The 15,432-nt window shown below is 33.1% G+C and carries 14 protein-coding genes; 6 read left to right on the top strand and 8 right to left on the bottom strand.

All coding sequences use genetic code 11. The features are described from left to right. Window positions 1-62: 62 nt before the first annotated feature. The 5 genes from EV196_RS16920 to EV196_RS16900 are packed head-to-tail and all read right to left on the bottom strand — an operon-like array spanning window position 63 to window position 3,830. The gene (locus EV196_RS16920; RefSeq protein ID WP_132218966.1) at window positions 63-632 is read right to left on the bottom strand and encodes a uracil-DNA glycosylase family protein; all 570 of its coding nucleotides are present in this window, start codon (window positions 630-632) and stop codon (window positions 63-65) included. Between the two features lie 13 nt (window positions 633-645). Continuing rightward, on the bottom strand, window positions 646-990 hold the full coding sequence (locus EV196_RS16915; protein ID WP_132218965.1) for a HopJ type III effector protein: 345 nt from the start codon (window positions 988-990) through the stop codon (window positions 646-648). A gap of 18 nt (window positions 991-1,008) precedes the next feature. Continuing rightward, the gene (locus EV196_RS16910; RefSeq protein ID WP_132218964.1) at window positions 1,009-2,373 is read right to left on the bottom strand and encodes a dihydrolipoyl dehydrogenase family protein; all 1,365 of its coding nucleotides are present in this window, start codon (window positions 2,371-2,373) and stop codon (window positions 1,009-1,011) included. A gap of 39 nt (window positions 2,374-2,412) precedes the next feature. Further along, entirely contained in the window at window positions 2,413-3,087 is a 675-nt protein-coding gene (gene rsmI / locus EV196_RS16905; protein ID WP_132218963.1) for a 16S rRNA (cytidine(1402)-2'-O)-methyltransferase, read from the bottom strand. Then, on the bottom strand, window positions 3,087-3,830 hold the full coding sequence (locus EV196_RS16900; protein WP_132218962.1) for a hypothetical protein: 744 nt from the start codon (window positions 3,828-3,830) through the stop codon (window positions 3,087-3,089). Before EV196_RS16900 ends, rsmI begins: the two co-directional genes overlap by 1 nt. 106 nt (window positions 3,831-3,936) lie before the next feature. Between EV196_RS16900 and EV196_RS16895 the strand changes: the two genes are divergently transcribed. From EV196_RS16895 to EV196_RS16870, 6 genes are all read left to right on the top strand, one after another. After that, window positions 3,937-4,584, top strand: a complete 648-nt coding sequence (locus tag EV196_RS16895) for a thymidine kinase (RefSeq protein ID WP_132218961.1) — start codon at window positions 3,937-3,939, stop codon at window positions 4,582-4,584. Beyond that, window positions 4,577-5,686 (top strand): alanine racemase, encoded by a 1,110-nt coding sequence (alr, locus tag EV196_RS16890; protein ID WP_132218960.1) that lies wholly within the window; start codon window positions 4,577-4,579, stop codon window positions 5,684-5,686. Before EV196_RS16895 ends, alr begins: the two co-directional genes overlap by 8 nt. A gap of 75 nt (window positions 5,687-5,761) precedes the next feature. Then, a complete protein-coding gene (gene mscL, locus EV196_RS16885) occupies window positions 5,762-6,163 on the top strand; it encodes a large conductance mechanosensitive channel protein MscL (protein ID WP_132218959.1) in 402 nt (133 codons plus the stop codon). 145 nt (window positions 6,164-6,308) lie between these two features. Continuing rightward, window positions 6,309-7,298, top strand: coding sequence for an aspartate-semialdehyde dehydrogenase (locus EV196_RS16880; protein WP_132218958.1), 990 nt, complete (start codon window positions 6,309-6,311; stop codon window positions 7,296-7,298). Between the two features lie 84 nt (window positions 7,299-7,382). Continuing rightward, window positions 7,383-9,518 (top strand): prolyl oligopeptidase family serine peptidase, encoded by a 2,136-nt coding sequence (locus EV196_RS16875; protein WP_132218957.1) that lies wholly within the window; start codon window positions 7,383-7,385, stop codon window positions 9,516-9,518. A gap of 113 nt (window positions 9,519-9,631) precedes the next feature. Then, the gene (locus EV196_RS16870) at window positions 9,632-10,549 is read left to right on the top strand and encodes an ABC transporter ATP-binding protein (RefSeq protein ID WP_132218956.1); all 918 of its coding nucleotides are present in this window, start codon (window positions 9,632-9,634) and stop codon (window positions 10,547-10,549) included. 234 nt (window positions 10,550-10,783) lie between these two features. On the opposite strand, the gene EV196_RS16865 is transcribed toward EV196_RS16870, so the two are convergent. From EV196_RS16865 to mtgA, 3 genes are all read right to left on the bottom strand, one after another. Further along, entirely contained in the window at window positions 10,784-13,738 is a 2,955-nt protein-coding gene (locus EV196_RS16865) for a receptor L domain-containing protein (protein ID WP_132218955.1), read from the bottom strand. A 312-nt stretch (window positions 13,739-14,050) separates the two neighbouring features. Then, entirely contained in the window at window positions 14,051-14,512 is a 462-nt protein-coding gene (locus tag EV196_RS16860; RefSeq protein WP_132218954.1) for a GreA/GreB family elongation factor, read from the bottom strand. Window positions 14,513-14,516: 4 nt separating this feature from the next. After that, window positions 14,517-15,200 carry a monofunctional biosynthetic peptidoglycan transglycosylase gene (mtgA, locus tag EV196_RS16855; protein ID WP_132218953.1) on the bottom strand — a complete coding sequence of 228 codons (684 nt, stop codon included), beginning with the start codon at window positions 15,198-15,200 and terminating at the stop codon, window positions 14,517-14,519. Window positions 15,201-15,432: the final 232 nt, after the last annotated feature.

Here is a 15,432-nt window from a genome sequence, read left to right as displayed (position 1 = left end):
GAAAAAAGCCTAAAGTCAAATTATAACATTTGTTCGAATATTGGAGGTAAAAATGAATAAAGTTAAACTAACGCTTGTACGGTTTCTTTCAACTCCGGCAACACCTCAACCTCAAACCAAGGATTCTTCGTTAACCAAAACCGATTTCGTGGTGATGGATGTGGTAATGGTAAATACGTTGGTAAATACTCTTTAAAATTAGCAACCGTTTCGGTTAATGTTTTCTTTGCTTGCTTTCCTAAATAATAATTTTGTGCGTACATGCCAATTAAAATAATCAACTCCACATTTGGCAAATGTTCTAACAAAGGTTTGTGCCATTGTGGTGCACATTCGGGTCGTGGTGGTAAATCGCCCGTTTTTCCTTTTCCGGGATAACAAAACCCCATGGGCATGATGGCAAATTTTGTGGCATCATAAAATTCTTCTTCAGTAACGCCCAGCCAATTTCTTAATTGATTTCCGCTTGGGTCGTTCCAAGGAATGCCAGTTTTATGCACTTTAATTCCAGGTGCTTGCCCAATAATAACAATTTTAGCATCGGGATGCGCCACTACAATGGGGCGCGGACCTAAAGGCAAGTGTTTTTCGCAGATGGTACATTGTTTTATATTTAATAACAAGTCTTGCATCTATAACAAAAAACTATTTAAGTTTTAACGGTCCTCCTTCAAAAATTAAACCCTCAAAGCCCGTTTTCATAAAGTTTCTAATGTTTTGATGTCCTGTGCCATTGGGGTCTTTTAATACATCTTCAAAATAGAATTTGCCAAAACACGCCAAGGTTTCCTCTTTTGTAAAACCTTGCAATTTTGCAAAAGCAAACAATTTACACGACCCCGAATTTTCACCTGCATTATTTTGTAATTCGCCATTTTTAAAAGCGGTTGGTGTAAACTCGTAGTTTGATTCTATAACAGCTATAATTTCAGAAAACTCAGTGCTATTTGGGGTATCTTTTAATTTTTGCTTAAATGCTTCTAAATTCATTCTTGAATTATTTTTAATTTATTCTTCTTCTTTCAACATGCTTTTTAAATCGCTGCTATACGAAGGGTACGTGAACATTTGTTTCTTAAATTCTAAAACGGTCATTTTTTGTTGAATGGCCATAGAAAATATATTAATGGTTTCGTTAGCCTGCGAACTTAATAAATGCGCTCCGACTATCACATTTGTTCTTTCATTAACCAAAATTTTATAGGCATAAACAGGGTTGTTTTCTTTTTTAGCATTGTACCAACCACTGCCATCTCCTTTGTAAATTTTTACGTTTTTAAAGCGTTTTTGAGCCTCCTCCTCAGAATAGCCAACGGTTGAAAGTTTAGGATTGGTAAATACGGTGGATGGAACACATGGTACATCAAACTTTTTGGAATTTGCTTTAACAATATTATTACCTACAATATAACCCTGTAAACCAGATAACGGGGTTAATGGAAGTGATTTGCTGCTCACATCACCACAGGCAAAAATATTAGGGTTGGAAGTGCTTTGAAGAAAATCGTTAACCAAAACACCGCTTTTATCAGATTTTATGTCGGCTTTAGGCAAATTCAACATTTCAATAGAAGGAACTCGACCAGCAGTATTATATACTTTTCTTGATTTTAATAATTGGTCTTTTCCTTGTAATTTATAATGAACCTTTACATTTTTCTTTAATTTTTCAATCGAAACAACCTCTGCATTGAATATAAATGTTATGCCGATGGTTTCGAGATGTGCAACTAATTTCTGAACTAAAAAATCATCAAACTGTGATAAGGGTTTTACGCCTTGTTCAATCATAGTCACTTTACATCCCATTGTTGCTAGCATGCAAGCAAACTCCATACCCACATAGCCAGAACCAATAAAGGTTACTTTTTTAGGTAGTTTTTTTAAATTTAGTATATCATCACTAATTTCCAAATACTCACTACCTTCAAATTTTAATTCTCTTGGAATCATTCCGGTAGCAATTACAAAGGTGTCCGCTGAAATTAACTTTCCTTCAATTAAAACTTGATTTTCATTTTGAAATACGGGCGATTGATGGTAATAATCAATTCCTAAATCTGCTAATTTTTTTTCGGTACTCAAAGGAACCGAATCAGTAAAGGATGATTTAAATTTCTGAACGTCTTTCCATTTAATTTTTGGTGGTTTTGAAATGCCATGTTTCATTAATAATTGGCTTTTATGAACCAAATCTGTAAACTGTAATAAGATTTTTTTAGGGTCGCAACCCCTTAGGGCACAAGTGCCTCCAAAGGCCCTGTTATCGGCAATTGCTACTGTCATCTTATTATTTACACAAATTTCAGCAGCCGTTTGACCAGCAATTCCAGTTCCGATGACAAAAACGTCATAATGTGTTGTTTCTTCCATTTTTCAACTTTCAAATAATTTAATTTGAAGTTAAGAGAATTATTTTGATTTTCCTTCAACCACAATTACAATTTCACCTTTTGGAGGTTTATTGGTGTAATGGTCTAACACTTCTTTTGCGGTACCACGTAGGGTTTCCTCGTATAATTTTGTAAGCTCTCTCGATACAGAAACCTCTCTATCTTCACCAAAATACTCACAAAAATGGGAAAGTGTTTTTATTAATTTATGCGGACTTTCATAAAAAATGATGGTTCTGGTTTCTTCGGCAAGTAACAATAAACGTGTTTGTCTGCCTTTTTTAACGGGCAAAAATCCTTCAAAAACAAACTTATCGTTTGGCAAACCAGAATTTACTAACGCAGGCACAAAAGCGGTGGCACCAGGTAAACAATCTACTTCAATGTTGTTTTCAATACAAGCACGTGTTAATAAAAAACCAGGATCGGAAATGGCTGGGGTTCCTGCATCGCTAATCAATGCAACCGTAGTACCACTTTTAATTTTTTGAATTAAATTTTCAACCGTTTTATGCTCGTTATGCATGTGATGACTTTGCATGTGGGTTGAAATTTCATAATGTTTTAATAGTTTCCCCGATGTGCGCGTGTCTTCCGCAAGTATCAAGTCGACTTCCTTTAAAACTTCAACAGCTCTAAAGGTCATGTCTTTTAAATTTCCAATGGGCGTTGGTACTATGTAAAGTTTGCTCATTAACTAAATCTGCTTTCTAAAATATGGAGAAATCGCTCTTCAACTTCTTCTTTATTAACCCAATTATTATAATCTGGTTTCACAATGTCTACAATAAATTGTTTCGCATTTTTAAACGAATCGAAAGTATTCAATTGCGAGATAACACGTTCGTAATCTTCAATTTTCCCATCAAATAAATGTTTTATAAACGCTAATTTATCGTTTAGACCAATATTTAATCCTCCATTTTTTAAAATATCATTTAACGATTTTTTTTCGTTAGAAACACCATTTTGTGGTTTAGGGACCGGATCGAAAATTGGCATAGCTCCAAAACCAGACATGATATCTTCTAAATCATTTTTAAGACGTTTTTCGTCCTGAAGGGCTTCATCCAAAACAACATCAATATCTTCTGGTTCGTTTGGCATATGTGCCACCATATCCTTAATAGTTGTAATACCATGTTCCATTAATGGGTCGTCTTCAACTTCATCTAAATTAATATATATTTTATCTTCAACTTCAATGGTATCGCTTATTTTATTGTTGAAAGCACCATCAAGCATGTCAAAAAAAGACGAATCGTTTCCAATGGTTGGAAAATGGCCTTCAAAATTTTCATTGGCAAATTTTAGTACTGATAATTTTTCAAAAAGGATGGAGACTTCTGCATGCATTTTTACAACATCTTCCTTTCCTTTTAACTTAAGAATTCTATGGGCTATACTTACCAGTTCAGACTCTATCTTCTTCTTCATTGTTACAAATTTTAAATTATTGCTATTTAGGCTTTTGTTTTTTAATAAATTTGCGTCACCTTTATACAAACGAATAATCGCTTTATTTAAGTGTTAAAATTACAAAATGTTTCTTGAAAATACAGTAAATCATAAAGAACAATTTGGATGGATTGAAGTTATCTGTGGCTCTATGTTTTCAGGAAAAACCGAAGAATTGATCCGAAGGCTTAAACGCGCTCAATTTGCCCGACAAAAAGTTGAGATTTTTAAACCCTCTATTGATGTGCGTTACCATGAAGATATGGTAGTGTCTCACGATGCCAATGAAATTCGCTCAACACCCGTTCCTGCGGCAGCTAATATTCCTATTTTGGCTGATGGTTGCGATGTGGTGGGTATTGATGAAGCCCAGTTTTTTGATGATGAAATTGTACGTGTGTGCAACGATTTAGCCAACAAAGGCGTTCGCGTTATTGTAGCTGGACTGGACATGGATTTTAAAGGCAATCCTTTTGGCCCGATGCCTAGTTTAATGGCGACTGCCGAATATGTTACCAAAGTACACGCCGTTTGCACCCGAACAGGCAATTTAGCACAATACAGTTACCGAAAAGCCAAAAATGATAATTTGGTGATGTTAGGTGAAGTTGATGAGTACGAACCACTAAGTAGAGCTGCTTATTACAAAGCCATGACACGCGATAAAGTAAGAAACATGAAAGTGAATGATGCCGAAGAAGTGACCCCAAAACCACAAAATCCCGATGCTTAAAGCACAAGAAACCGTACTTGAAATCGATTTAAAAGCGTTAAAACATAATTTTGACCATTTAAAATCTAGAATAAGCAGCAACACCAAATTCATGGCAGTAGTTAAAGCCTTTGCTTATGGAAGTGATGCTTGCGAAATTGCCAACTATTTGCAAAAACTACCTGTAGATTACTTTGCTGTGGCTTTTGTACACGAAGGCATACAGCTTAGGGAAGCAGGCATTACCAAACCCATTTTAGTACTACATCCGCAAGCAGTAAATTTTAATATTTTAATTGAAAATTGTTTAGAACCTAGCATCTATAATGTTAAAATTTTAAATGAATTTATAGCTACCGCTTCCGCAGAAAAACTAAACGATTACCCTATTCATATTAAATTTAATACGGGTTTAAACCGATTAGGGTTTTCTGAAAATGATGTCGATACCATCATTTCAACTGTTAATGAATCTACTTCAGTAAAAATAGAATCTGTATTTTCACATTTAGCCGCAAGTGAAGATTTAAACGAAAAGGATTTCACTTTAAATCAAATTAAAAAATTCAAAAATATTACTGAAAACATGACCAAGCAAATGGGCTACAAACCATTACTTCACATGTGTAATACTTCAGGAATTTTAAATTATCCTGAAGCCCATTTTGATATGGTTAGAAGTGGCATTGGTTTATATGGCTTCGGAAATTCTGAAAAAGAAAACAAAAATTTTAAACCCATTGGCACTTTAAAAACCATTATTTCTCAAATTCATGCTATTGAAAAAGGAGAATCTGTTGGCTATAATCGCGCTTATAAAACCGATACTTTTTTAAGAACCGCGACATTACCTATTGGGCATGCCGATGGTATTGGTAGGCAATATGGCAAAGGAAAAGGCTACGTAATAATCAATAACCAAAAAGCATATATTTTAGGAAATGTCTGTATGGATATGATTATGGTTGATGTTACAAATATTGATTGTAAAGAAGGCGACGAAGTGATTGTATTTGGCCCTGAAACTACTGCTGAAAATTTAGCAAAAACAGCTAACACCATTTCATACGAACTTATTACAGCTATTTCTCAACGGGTAAAACGCCTTTTTATTGGTAATTAAATAGTACCATTAAAAAAAAATGTGACTTTTTTACTATATTCGTGTCTAATTAATTTAACCATTAAAACCATAATTATGCTAAAAGAATTTAAAGAGTTCGCAATGAAGGGTAACCTTGTAGACATTGCGGTTGCTTTTGTAATGGGTGCTGCTTTTAATAAAGTAGTGACTTCATTTACTGCTGGAATTGTATCTCCATTAATTGGAATGATTTTTAATTCTGACTTTAACGATTTAAAATATGTTATTACACCAGGAACAGCTAATGAAGCTGGTGAAGTAACTGGAGAAATTGCCGTACTATACGGAGCTTTCTTAACAAGTTTAATTGACTTTATAATTGTAGCATTCGTCATGTTCATGATTATTAAAGGAATTAATAGAATGAAGAAAAAAGAAGAACCAGCTCCAGCAGCTCCAGCAGGACCAACACAAGAAGAATTACTTATTCAAATTAGAGATTTGCTTAAAAAATAACAAAATGTTAAATATATAACAACGTGTTATTTGTTGTTAAAAAGCCCTCGTTTTCAAAAAACAAGGGCTTTTTTTTGATTCTAAAATATAATTATTAGTTAGTTTTGCCTCGAAAATTTTTATTCAATCTTTAAATAAACTTAAAATGAAAGTAGCTGTTGTTGGCGCCACCGGTATGGTAGGCGAAGTGATGCTAAAAGTTCTTGCAGAACGTAATTTCCCTGTAACCGAATTGCTTTTGGTAGCATCTGAACGTTCTGTTGGAAAAAAATTAACATATAACAATAAAGAATATACCGTAATTGGTTTAGCCGATGCCGTGGCTGCAAAACCGCAAATTGCTATTTTCTCTGCAGGTGGTGATACCTCTTTGGAGTGGGCGCCTAAATTTGCAGAAGCTGGCACTACGGTGGTTGATAATTCCTCTGCTTGGAGAATGGATCCTACTAAAAAATTAGTAGTTCCTGAAATCAATGCAAATGAATTAACTAAAGACGATAAAATTATAGCAAACCCAAACTGCTCAACCATTCAAATGGTGTTGGCTTTATCTGGGCTTCATAAAAGATATAAAATGAAACGTGTGGTGGTTTCTACTTACCAATCCGTTTCTGGTACAGGCGTTAAAGCTGTAAAACAGTTAGAAAACGAAATGGCTGGTATTAATGGAGACATGGCGTATCCTTACCCAATTAACAGAAACGTATTGCCGCATTGTGATGTGTTTTTAGAAAATGGCTATACCAAAGAAGAAATGAAATTGGCTAGAGAACCACAAAAAATATTTAACGATAAAACATTTTCTGTAACTGCTACGGCGGTTCGCGTTCCTACAGCTGGAGGACATTCAGAAGCTGTAAACGTACAATTTGAAAACGATTTCGATTTAGCCGAAGTTCGACAAATATTAAGCGATACTCCGGGGGTTATTTTACAAGATAATACCGCAACAAACTCGTACCCAATGCCCATTTTAGCACATAATAAAGATGAAGTTTTTGTAGGTCGTTTACGTAGAGATGAGTCGCAACCAAACACTTTAAACATGTGGATTGTTGCCGATAACCTACGCAAAGGTGCAGCAACCAATGCCATTCAAATTAGTGAGTATTTAATTGCAAATAACTTAGTATAAAATTACTGAACTGTTATACTTAAAGCTTCTGTATTTTGGCACAGAAGCTTTTTTTTTGATTATTTTTGAAGAAAATCATTCATAATGAAAAATATAATCAAAATTATTTTAGTATTTATCACGTTAGTATCTTGTAAAAAAGAATCTTCCAATCAAAATATAATACAAGTGACATACCCTATAACAAAAACTGTTGATACTGTTGATTCTTATTTTGGAACCGATGTAAAAGACCCTTATAGGTGGTTAGAAGACGACCGCAGTAAAGAAACCGAAGCGTGGGTAAAAGCACAAAACGTATGTACTTCAAATTATTTAAAACAAATTCCTTATATAAGTCAACTTAAGGAACGCCTTTCCAAATTGTGGAATTATGAAAAAATTGGCGCTCCTTTTATTGAAGGCGACTACACCTATTTTTCAAAAAACGACGGATTACAAGACCAAAATGTTATTTACCGAAAAAAAGAAAATGGTAAAGCCGACGTATTTTTAGACCCTAATACATTTTCAAAAAACGGCACAACATCGTTAGATGCTATGAGTTTTTCAAAAGATGGAAGCCTATTAGCGTATTCCATTTCAGAAGGTGGCAGTGATTGGAGAAAAGTAATCGTTTTAAATACCGAAACCAAAGAACAAATTGAAGACACTTTAATAGATATAAAGTTCACCCAAATTTCTTGGTACAAAAATGAAGGTTTTTATTATTCAAGTTACGATAAACCAAAAGGCAGCGAACTTTCTGCTAAAACCGATCAACACAAAGTTTATTACCATAAACTCGGAACACTTCAAACCGCAGATGAGCTTATTTATGGTGGAAAACCAGAAGAAAAACATAGATACATTTATGCGAATGTTACAGAGGATAATCGATTTTTAATCATCACTCCGCGCATTTCAACATCAGGAAACAAACTCCTTATTAAAGATTTATCAACTAAAAACAGCCCGCTAGTTACCGTTTTAAACCACACCGATAGCGATTCTTATGTCATTGAAAATGAAGGGAGCAAACTCTTCATCGTAACAAACTTAAACGCTCCCAACAAAAAAATAGTTTCGGTAGATGCTTCCAACCCAAACCCAGAACATTGGGTAGATGTGATTCCAGAAACGGAGTTTGTTTTAACCCCATCAAAAGGAAGTGGTTCTTTTTTCGCAAATTATATGGTAGATGCTATTTCAAAAGTAAAACAATACGATTACAACGGAAACTTAATTAGAAACATAGAACTTCCCGGGTTGGGAACTGCCGATGGCTTTAAAGGAAAGGCTGATGATGCTGTTTTATACTACGTATTCACCAATTACAACACCCCTTCAACTATTTATAAACTAAACCCAAAAACGGGACAAACAGATTTATATTGGAAACCAAAAATTGAATTTAATAGTGATGCATATGAAAGTAACCAAGTATTTTACACCTCAAAAGATGGTACTAAAATACCTATGATGATTACCCATAAAAAAGGATTGAAATTAGATGGCAAAAACCCAACAATACTTTATGCCTATGGTGGTTTTAATATTAGTTTAACACCTGCTTTTAGTATTACCAACGCTGTTTGGATGGAGCAAGGTGGTATTTTAGCCGTTCCAAATTTACGTGGTGGAGGCGAATATGGTAAAAAATGGCACGATGCTGGAACACAGTTAAAAAAACAAAATGTTTTTGACGATTTTATCGCTGCCGCGGAATATTTAAAAACCAACAAATACACCTCAACAAATTATTTAGCCATTCGAGGTGGTTCTAATGGAGGTTTATTGGTTGGTGCTGTTATGACGCAGCGTCCCGATTTAGCGAAAGTAGCATTGCCTGCAGTTGGTGTTTTAGATATGCTGCGTTACCATACCTTTACAGCTGGTGCGGGTTGGGCTTACGATTATGGTACTGCCGAAGATAGTAAAGAAATGTTCGATTATTTAAAAGGCTACTCGCCAGTACACAATGTGAAAAAAGGTGTGGAATATCCTGCCACATTAATCACAACCGGCGATCACGACGACCGTGTAGTACCAGCGCATAGTTTTAAATTTGCTGCCGAATTACAAAGCAAACAAACAGGCACAAACCCAACATTAATACGTATTGAAACCGATGCGGGTCATGGTGCAGGAACGCCTGTAAGCAAAACCATTGAGCAATACGCCGATATTTTTGGCTTTACACTTTTTAATATGGGATTTAAAGAATTAAACATCGAATAACAAGGTTCATTCGAGCGCCGTCGAGAACTATTAAATACCTCTCGAAAGCGCCCTAAAAATCTCAGTTAATCGAATAAACTTTGCGCTTTTGCGTCTTAGCGAGAAATTATTTTATGCTACAAGTAAACAACCTAACTTTTCAATACAAAAAGAAACCTATCCTAAAAAATATTAGTTTCACTGTAAATACAGGTGACCATTTTTCTATTATTGGCGAAAGTGGCTCTGGAAAAAGCACGTTATTAAAATTGCTTTATGGCACTTACAATTTAAATGAAGGACAAATTTTTTGGAAAGACAACGAAATTTTAGGCCCAAAACACAATCTTATTATTGGCCCTGAATACATGAAATATGTAGCCCAAGAGTTCGATTTAATGCCATTTATTACAGTTTCAGAAAACATTGGTGCGTATCTTTCTAATTTTTATCCTGAAGAAAAACAAGCACGTATACAAGAGCTTTTAAACGTTGTAGAATTACAACCTTATGCACATACCAAAGCCAAAGAATTAAGCGGCGGCCAGAAACAACGTGTCGCCATTGCCAAAGCCATTGCGAAACAACCCGAAGTTTTACTACTTGATGAACCGTTTAGCCATATTGATAATTTCAAAAAACAATCCTTACGCCGTAGCCTTTTTAAATATTTGAAAGAAAAACAAATTACCTGCATTGTGGCAACGCATGATAAGGATGATGTTTTATCATTTTCTGATGAAATGATGGTATTACACGAGGCTAAAATTATCGCTAAAGGCACTCCACAACAACTTTACAAAAATCCTGAAAACAAATTAATCGCTTCTTTTTTTGATGAATTTAATGAGATTGAAAATTATGGGATTCTGTACGCAAATCAATTAAAAGTTGTCAAAAAATCCGACTTAAAAGCTATCGTAAACCAATCGTATTTTAAAGGGTATTATTATTTAATTGAGGCAGATTTGCAAGGTGAAAAAGTATATTTTGAAAATGATAAAGCATTGAAAAGTGGTTTGTCTATTTGTCTTTCAATCTTAAAGATGTAATAAAAAGAACAAGCTTACGGCATATTTTAACTCAAAACAAACTAAACCTAAGCGTTTGTTTGTTGTTTCTCTCAGTGCACTTGTTGCCAAAATATCTTTAACGGAGGTTCTATAGCAAGAGCACTAGAAAAAGTGGTTGCTTTCGAAAAGAAAAAAGAGACTGATGTTTTAACTTAAATTGAAACCTTAAAGGCTAGTTTGGGTTAATTATACAATATATAAGGTTTTTTAGTTTTATAATTTACAAGGCTCTTCTCCTGAAAAGAATTTAGGACTAGGGTTATACCCATTATTACTTACATAATACTCTGTAGTTAGATATGTTATATCTTTAGTAAAATTATTTAGTAGGGCACAAAAATCGGTAAGCGAAGAGTTGCCAGTGACAAAAAACTTCCCATGATAAACAGGCACTTTGATTTCTCTTAGGGTTTCTAGACCATTCAAAGACAATAACCCATCATTATTTCTAATTGCAAGCAAATTGTATATAGTATTTAATTTAGATAAGCCATCTAAACTAAGTAGAGAATCATTATTCTGAATATTAAATTCATCATTAATGATTTCTAAATTATTCAGCCCGTCTAAATTAATAATAGATGGATTGTTTAAAATACTCATTTTACCATCTACTAACTTTAATGAATTCAATCCAGAGAAATTTTCTAAAGTTTGATTTTGGTCTATACTAAAATCGTTTTTTATTATACTAGTTTTTTCTAAGCCCTCAAAGTTTTTTAAAGCACCGTTGTTTTTAATAGTGACAAGGTTATTAAAAGCAGTAACATTCTCAAAGCCTTTAAAATTTATTAGATTTAAATTATTATCTATCAAAACTTCACCATTCAAATAAGTAATACCTGAAAGGCCTACAAAATTTTGTAGGTTATCATTATCTACTATATCTAGATTTAAAATAATATGGGTTAAGTTATTAAGTCCATTTAGGTTGGTCAAGGCATCGTTATTTTCAATTTCCAATCCTCCTCCTAAGTAAGTTAAGATGTTCAAATTAGTCAAATCATTTAACAGAGGATTGTTTTTAATATATAACCCGCCTCTTTTATTATAATACGAATCCGTTGTGCCTATGTTAGTTATATTATTAAGTCCGTTTAAACTTGTTAAAGATGCGTTGTCGTAAATGCTTATGCCTTCATTGACGATTTTTAAATTACTTAAGCCTGAAAAATTTAATAGTAAAGGGTTAGATTCTATTATTAAATACCAATTAATATAAGTTAGATTTTCTAGACCTTCTAAGGATTCTAAATCTCTATTAGATTTTATTAATAATTTACCCAAAAACTTACTTTTGTTTAATGTCTTCAAATTTTCTAACCCTCTTAAATTCTTTAAATTGAAAGTGTTTTCTATTTTTAAATCACCAACTACAGTTAAATTTTCTAACCCTGATAATGATTTAATACCTCTATTTATATTAAAAGTCTCACCAACAAAACTCAAACTCCCTAAACCCTTTAAATCATCAAAATTTCCTGAAATAGTAAGGTTTTCAGTAATTGAAGTAAGATTCTCAAAACCTGATAAACTGGTTAAAGGGCTGTAAGTACTAGGACTAATTGTTAAGCTGCCTTCAATAGAGATTAAATCACTAAATCCTTTTAGACTCGATAAATTATCTCCATTAATGATAAGATTTCCAACAATTTTTGTATAACCTAAAGCAGTAAAAGCATCCATTTGTTCTTGACTTCTAAAAAGCAAATTACCTATATAGGTTTTTTCTGAGTAATTTTCACATGTTTTTATGAGACCAACATTTACAATGTTGTCTACAAAAACAAGTGATATAGCCTCGTTTGTTAATTCGTTTTTACTATCATAAGCTCTTAAAGTCATAGGTTCTCCTTTACAAGCCATAATATTATATGAAAAACTACCGTCGGAATTAGGGAAAAAGTATTGAGTTTTATTGGAAAGCGATAATTCCAAATGCATATCTATCGCACCTGTATTATTACAATTTCCAACAGTCCCAGAGATTGTGTAATTTTTACTATCAGAAGATTCATTAACATTAATACTGATATCGTTTTCTTGGTTTGCGTAACCACCAAAATCACTTTCAAATAATGTTTCAATCAAATTACAGCTGGTATTTTTTTTAAGAACCTTTATAGTTACCTTTTCATTTTTTGGTATTGCGCCACACAATTTGCCATTATTGTTTGTATAACCGTTAAAAATGACTTGGTTAGTACTTTTTCGAATAATTTTAACCAATTGGTTTGGTAATATATTATTATCTGTGTTTGAGACAGACAAACAAAAATTCACTAAATCGATAGGAAAATCAATATTCCACCAACTAAAATGACTCACATAAGCAACATAATTAGGGCCTACTTTATTTGCAGAACCTTCTTCAATCCAAATAGACTTGTCTTCATCAAAATACCATAGTGGTATTGTACTTGGGGCATTTCCAATTTGAGAAGCAGCAATTGGGTATTTGATGGTTGCTTTGTTTTCTTTTGAAATATTTAAAGCTTCACCATTACTAGCAAACAGTTTAACGGCCACCATACCAAAAGTTTCGAGTAATTTAATATTTCCACTTTTGTCTTGCGCCAATAAAGCTCCAGGCATGTTGCTATACGTGCTCTCATCATTTGGAGATAAATGTTTAACTTCAATTTTTACATTACCAGAATATGGAATTCCTCCAGCCAATTCAAAGCTACCTGGTAAAACCACTTGAGCCCCAGAATCTAGGGTAATACTCGCGCTAGAATTAGAAAAAATTGTTTTAATATGATCTGGTTTTAGTAAAACAATATTAATTATTTGGAATTCTGTTTCGGTAGGAGCAATAGTTTTTGTTATGGAAATATAGCCGTTTTTTGAGATATTTGTAGCTATAAAATTTTCATTAGCATGGACACTTTTTAGCAATGCAACCCCTTTAGAGTTGGTAATATTTGTAATTCCAGATACATCTACATTAACATCTTTTATAGGAACGCCTTCTTCATTAACCACTTTTACAAAAACATTTTTAATAATTACATTTTCTCCTTTGTAGGCATTTAATTTAGCCTTGAATTCATTTGAATTAATTCCTTCATTGTCTAAATCATCACCCATGTCTTTTGTACATGTTAAAAGAAGAAAAGAAAAGCAGACGGTAAGTGAAATTTTAAATAGAGAAGATGATTTCATAAAAATAAGATTTTTAACATAAAATTCAGTAAATATAATACTATTAACTTAACAGTTATTTATATGAATTAAGGCTTTGCAAAAGAAATTCTGTTTTAGACTTTTCCCCGCTCGTGACGATAAGAGTAATAAAAGTATGCATTTTAATACTAAAAATAAGATGCCAAAGAATTGATTTAACGCTACAAGCGCGGAGTATTAAAGGAAATTACTATTTAATTGAAGCCAATTTGGAAGGAAAAAGTGTCTTTTTTGAAAATGATTCTGAATTACAAATAGGTTTAAATATTTGTCTTTCTGTTTTAAAATAATCTAAAAAAAATTTTCAATTTTAAACTTCTGCTCTCTAAAAACAACTACATCTCCAACTTTTTTCCCCATTAACAATTGCCCAATTGGCGTATTTGGTGAAATAGCATAAAACACATCGTTTTCAACCTTTAGTTCACCCGCACTAATCGCAATAAAGTAGTTACTTTTGTTAGTATAAACCACACTTCCCAAACCAATAAATTCTGAAGTGTTTGAAATATCAATTTTCGAAAAACTTTCTTTTATTTTTTGAATTTCGGCTAACTGATTTCCTGCTTTTTCACGTTCTAACTGTAACATGGCTCTCCCTGTTTCGTGCTTATCGCCTGCACTACTTTTAGTTTCAGATGTTAAAGATTCTTGTATTTCGTTAATGGTACTTTGAATGGTGTTAAACCTGTTTTCAACAAACTTTAAACATTGTAAGTACAAATTTTCTTTAGTTTTCAAATTTGAAGCCATACTTCTAATCGTAACTTAAAGGTCCAAAATTACGCATTTGGCGTGTTATCCAGTTCTTTCTTTTCTGTATATAATTGGTCGCAGGATTTGCTCTGTATCGTAACGGGCTAGGTAAAATAGCCGCAATAGCAGCAGCTTCAAGTTGGCGCAAATTGGCGGCAGGTCGTTTAAACCAATGTTGAGAGGCGGCTTCGGCACCATAAATACCATCACCCATCTCTATACTATTTAAATATACTTCTATAATACGTTCTTTAGACCAAATGGTTTCAATTAAAAATGTAAAATAAGCTTCCAATCCTTTACGTAACCAACTACGATGCGGCCACAAAAAAACATTTTTAGCCGTTTGTTGGCTAATAGTACTTGCGCCTCTTGTTTTTTTTCCTTTTTTATTAAATTCAAGGGCTTTTTCAATAGCTTTCATATCAAAACCACGGTGGTTTAAAAAATTTTGATCTTCACTACAAATTACTGCCAATTGCAGGTTTTTTGAAATATTATCGATAGACTCCCAATCGTGTTTCCATACCATGTCTTTACCATCTATTTTTTGTTCAACAGTTCGTATCACCATTAATGGAGTAACAATAACTGGCACCCATTTATAAACAACAACTAAGCCTATAGAAATGGCAAAAAACCAAAGAAGACTTTTATATAAAAACCTGAATAATTTTTTAATCATATTTTTTTACTAATGCTTTTATTTAATAATAAATTGTGTTTGGGAAATTATGCCTTTAGTGAGATTATAGAGTGCCTTAAGATGAAAAACACCTCCCTAACCCTTTTCGAGGAGGAAACCCCTATTTTTTATTTTAATAAGAATGTTAATTTGTGGTTGCAAAAATAGTAAAATAGTCCTTAGGTTGTTATTTTTTAAGAATTACCAATACATATCTATTTTAAATTGAAAT

The organism is Mariniflexile fucanivorans (genome assembly GCF_004341235.1).
Classification (GTDB): domain Bacteria; phylum Bacteroidota; class Bacteroidia; order Flavobacteriales; family Flavobacteriaceae; genus Mariniflexile; species Mariniflexile fucanivorans.
This window is presented reverse-complemented; position numbering and strand designations above follow the sequence as displayed.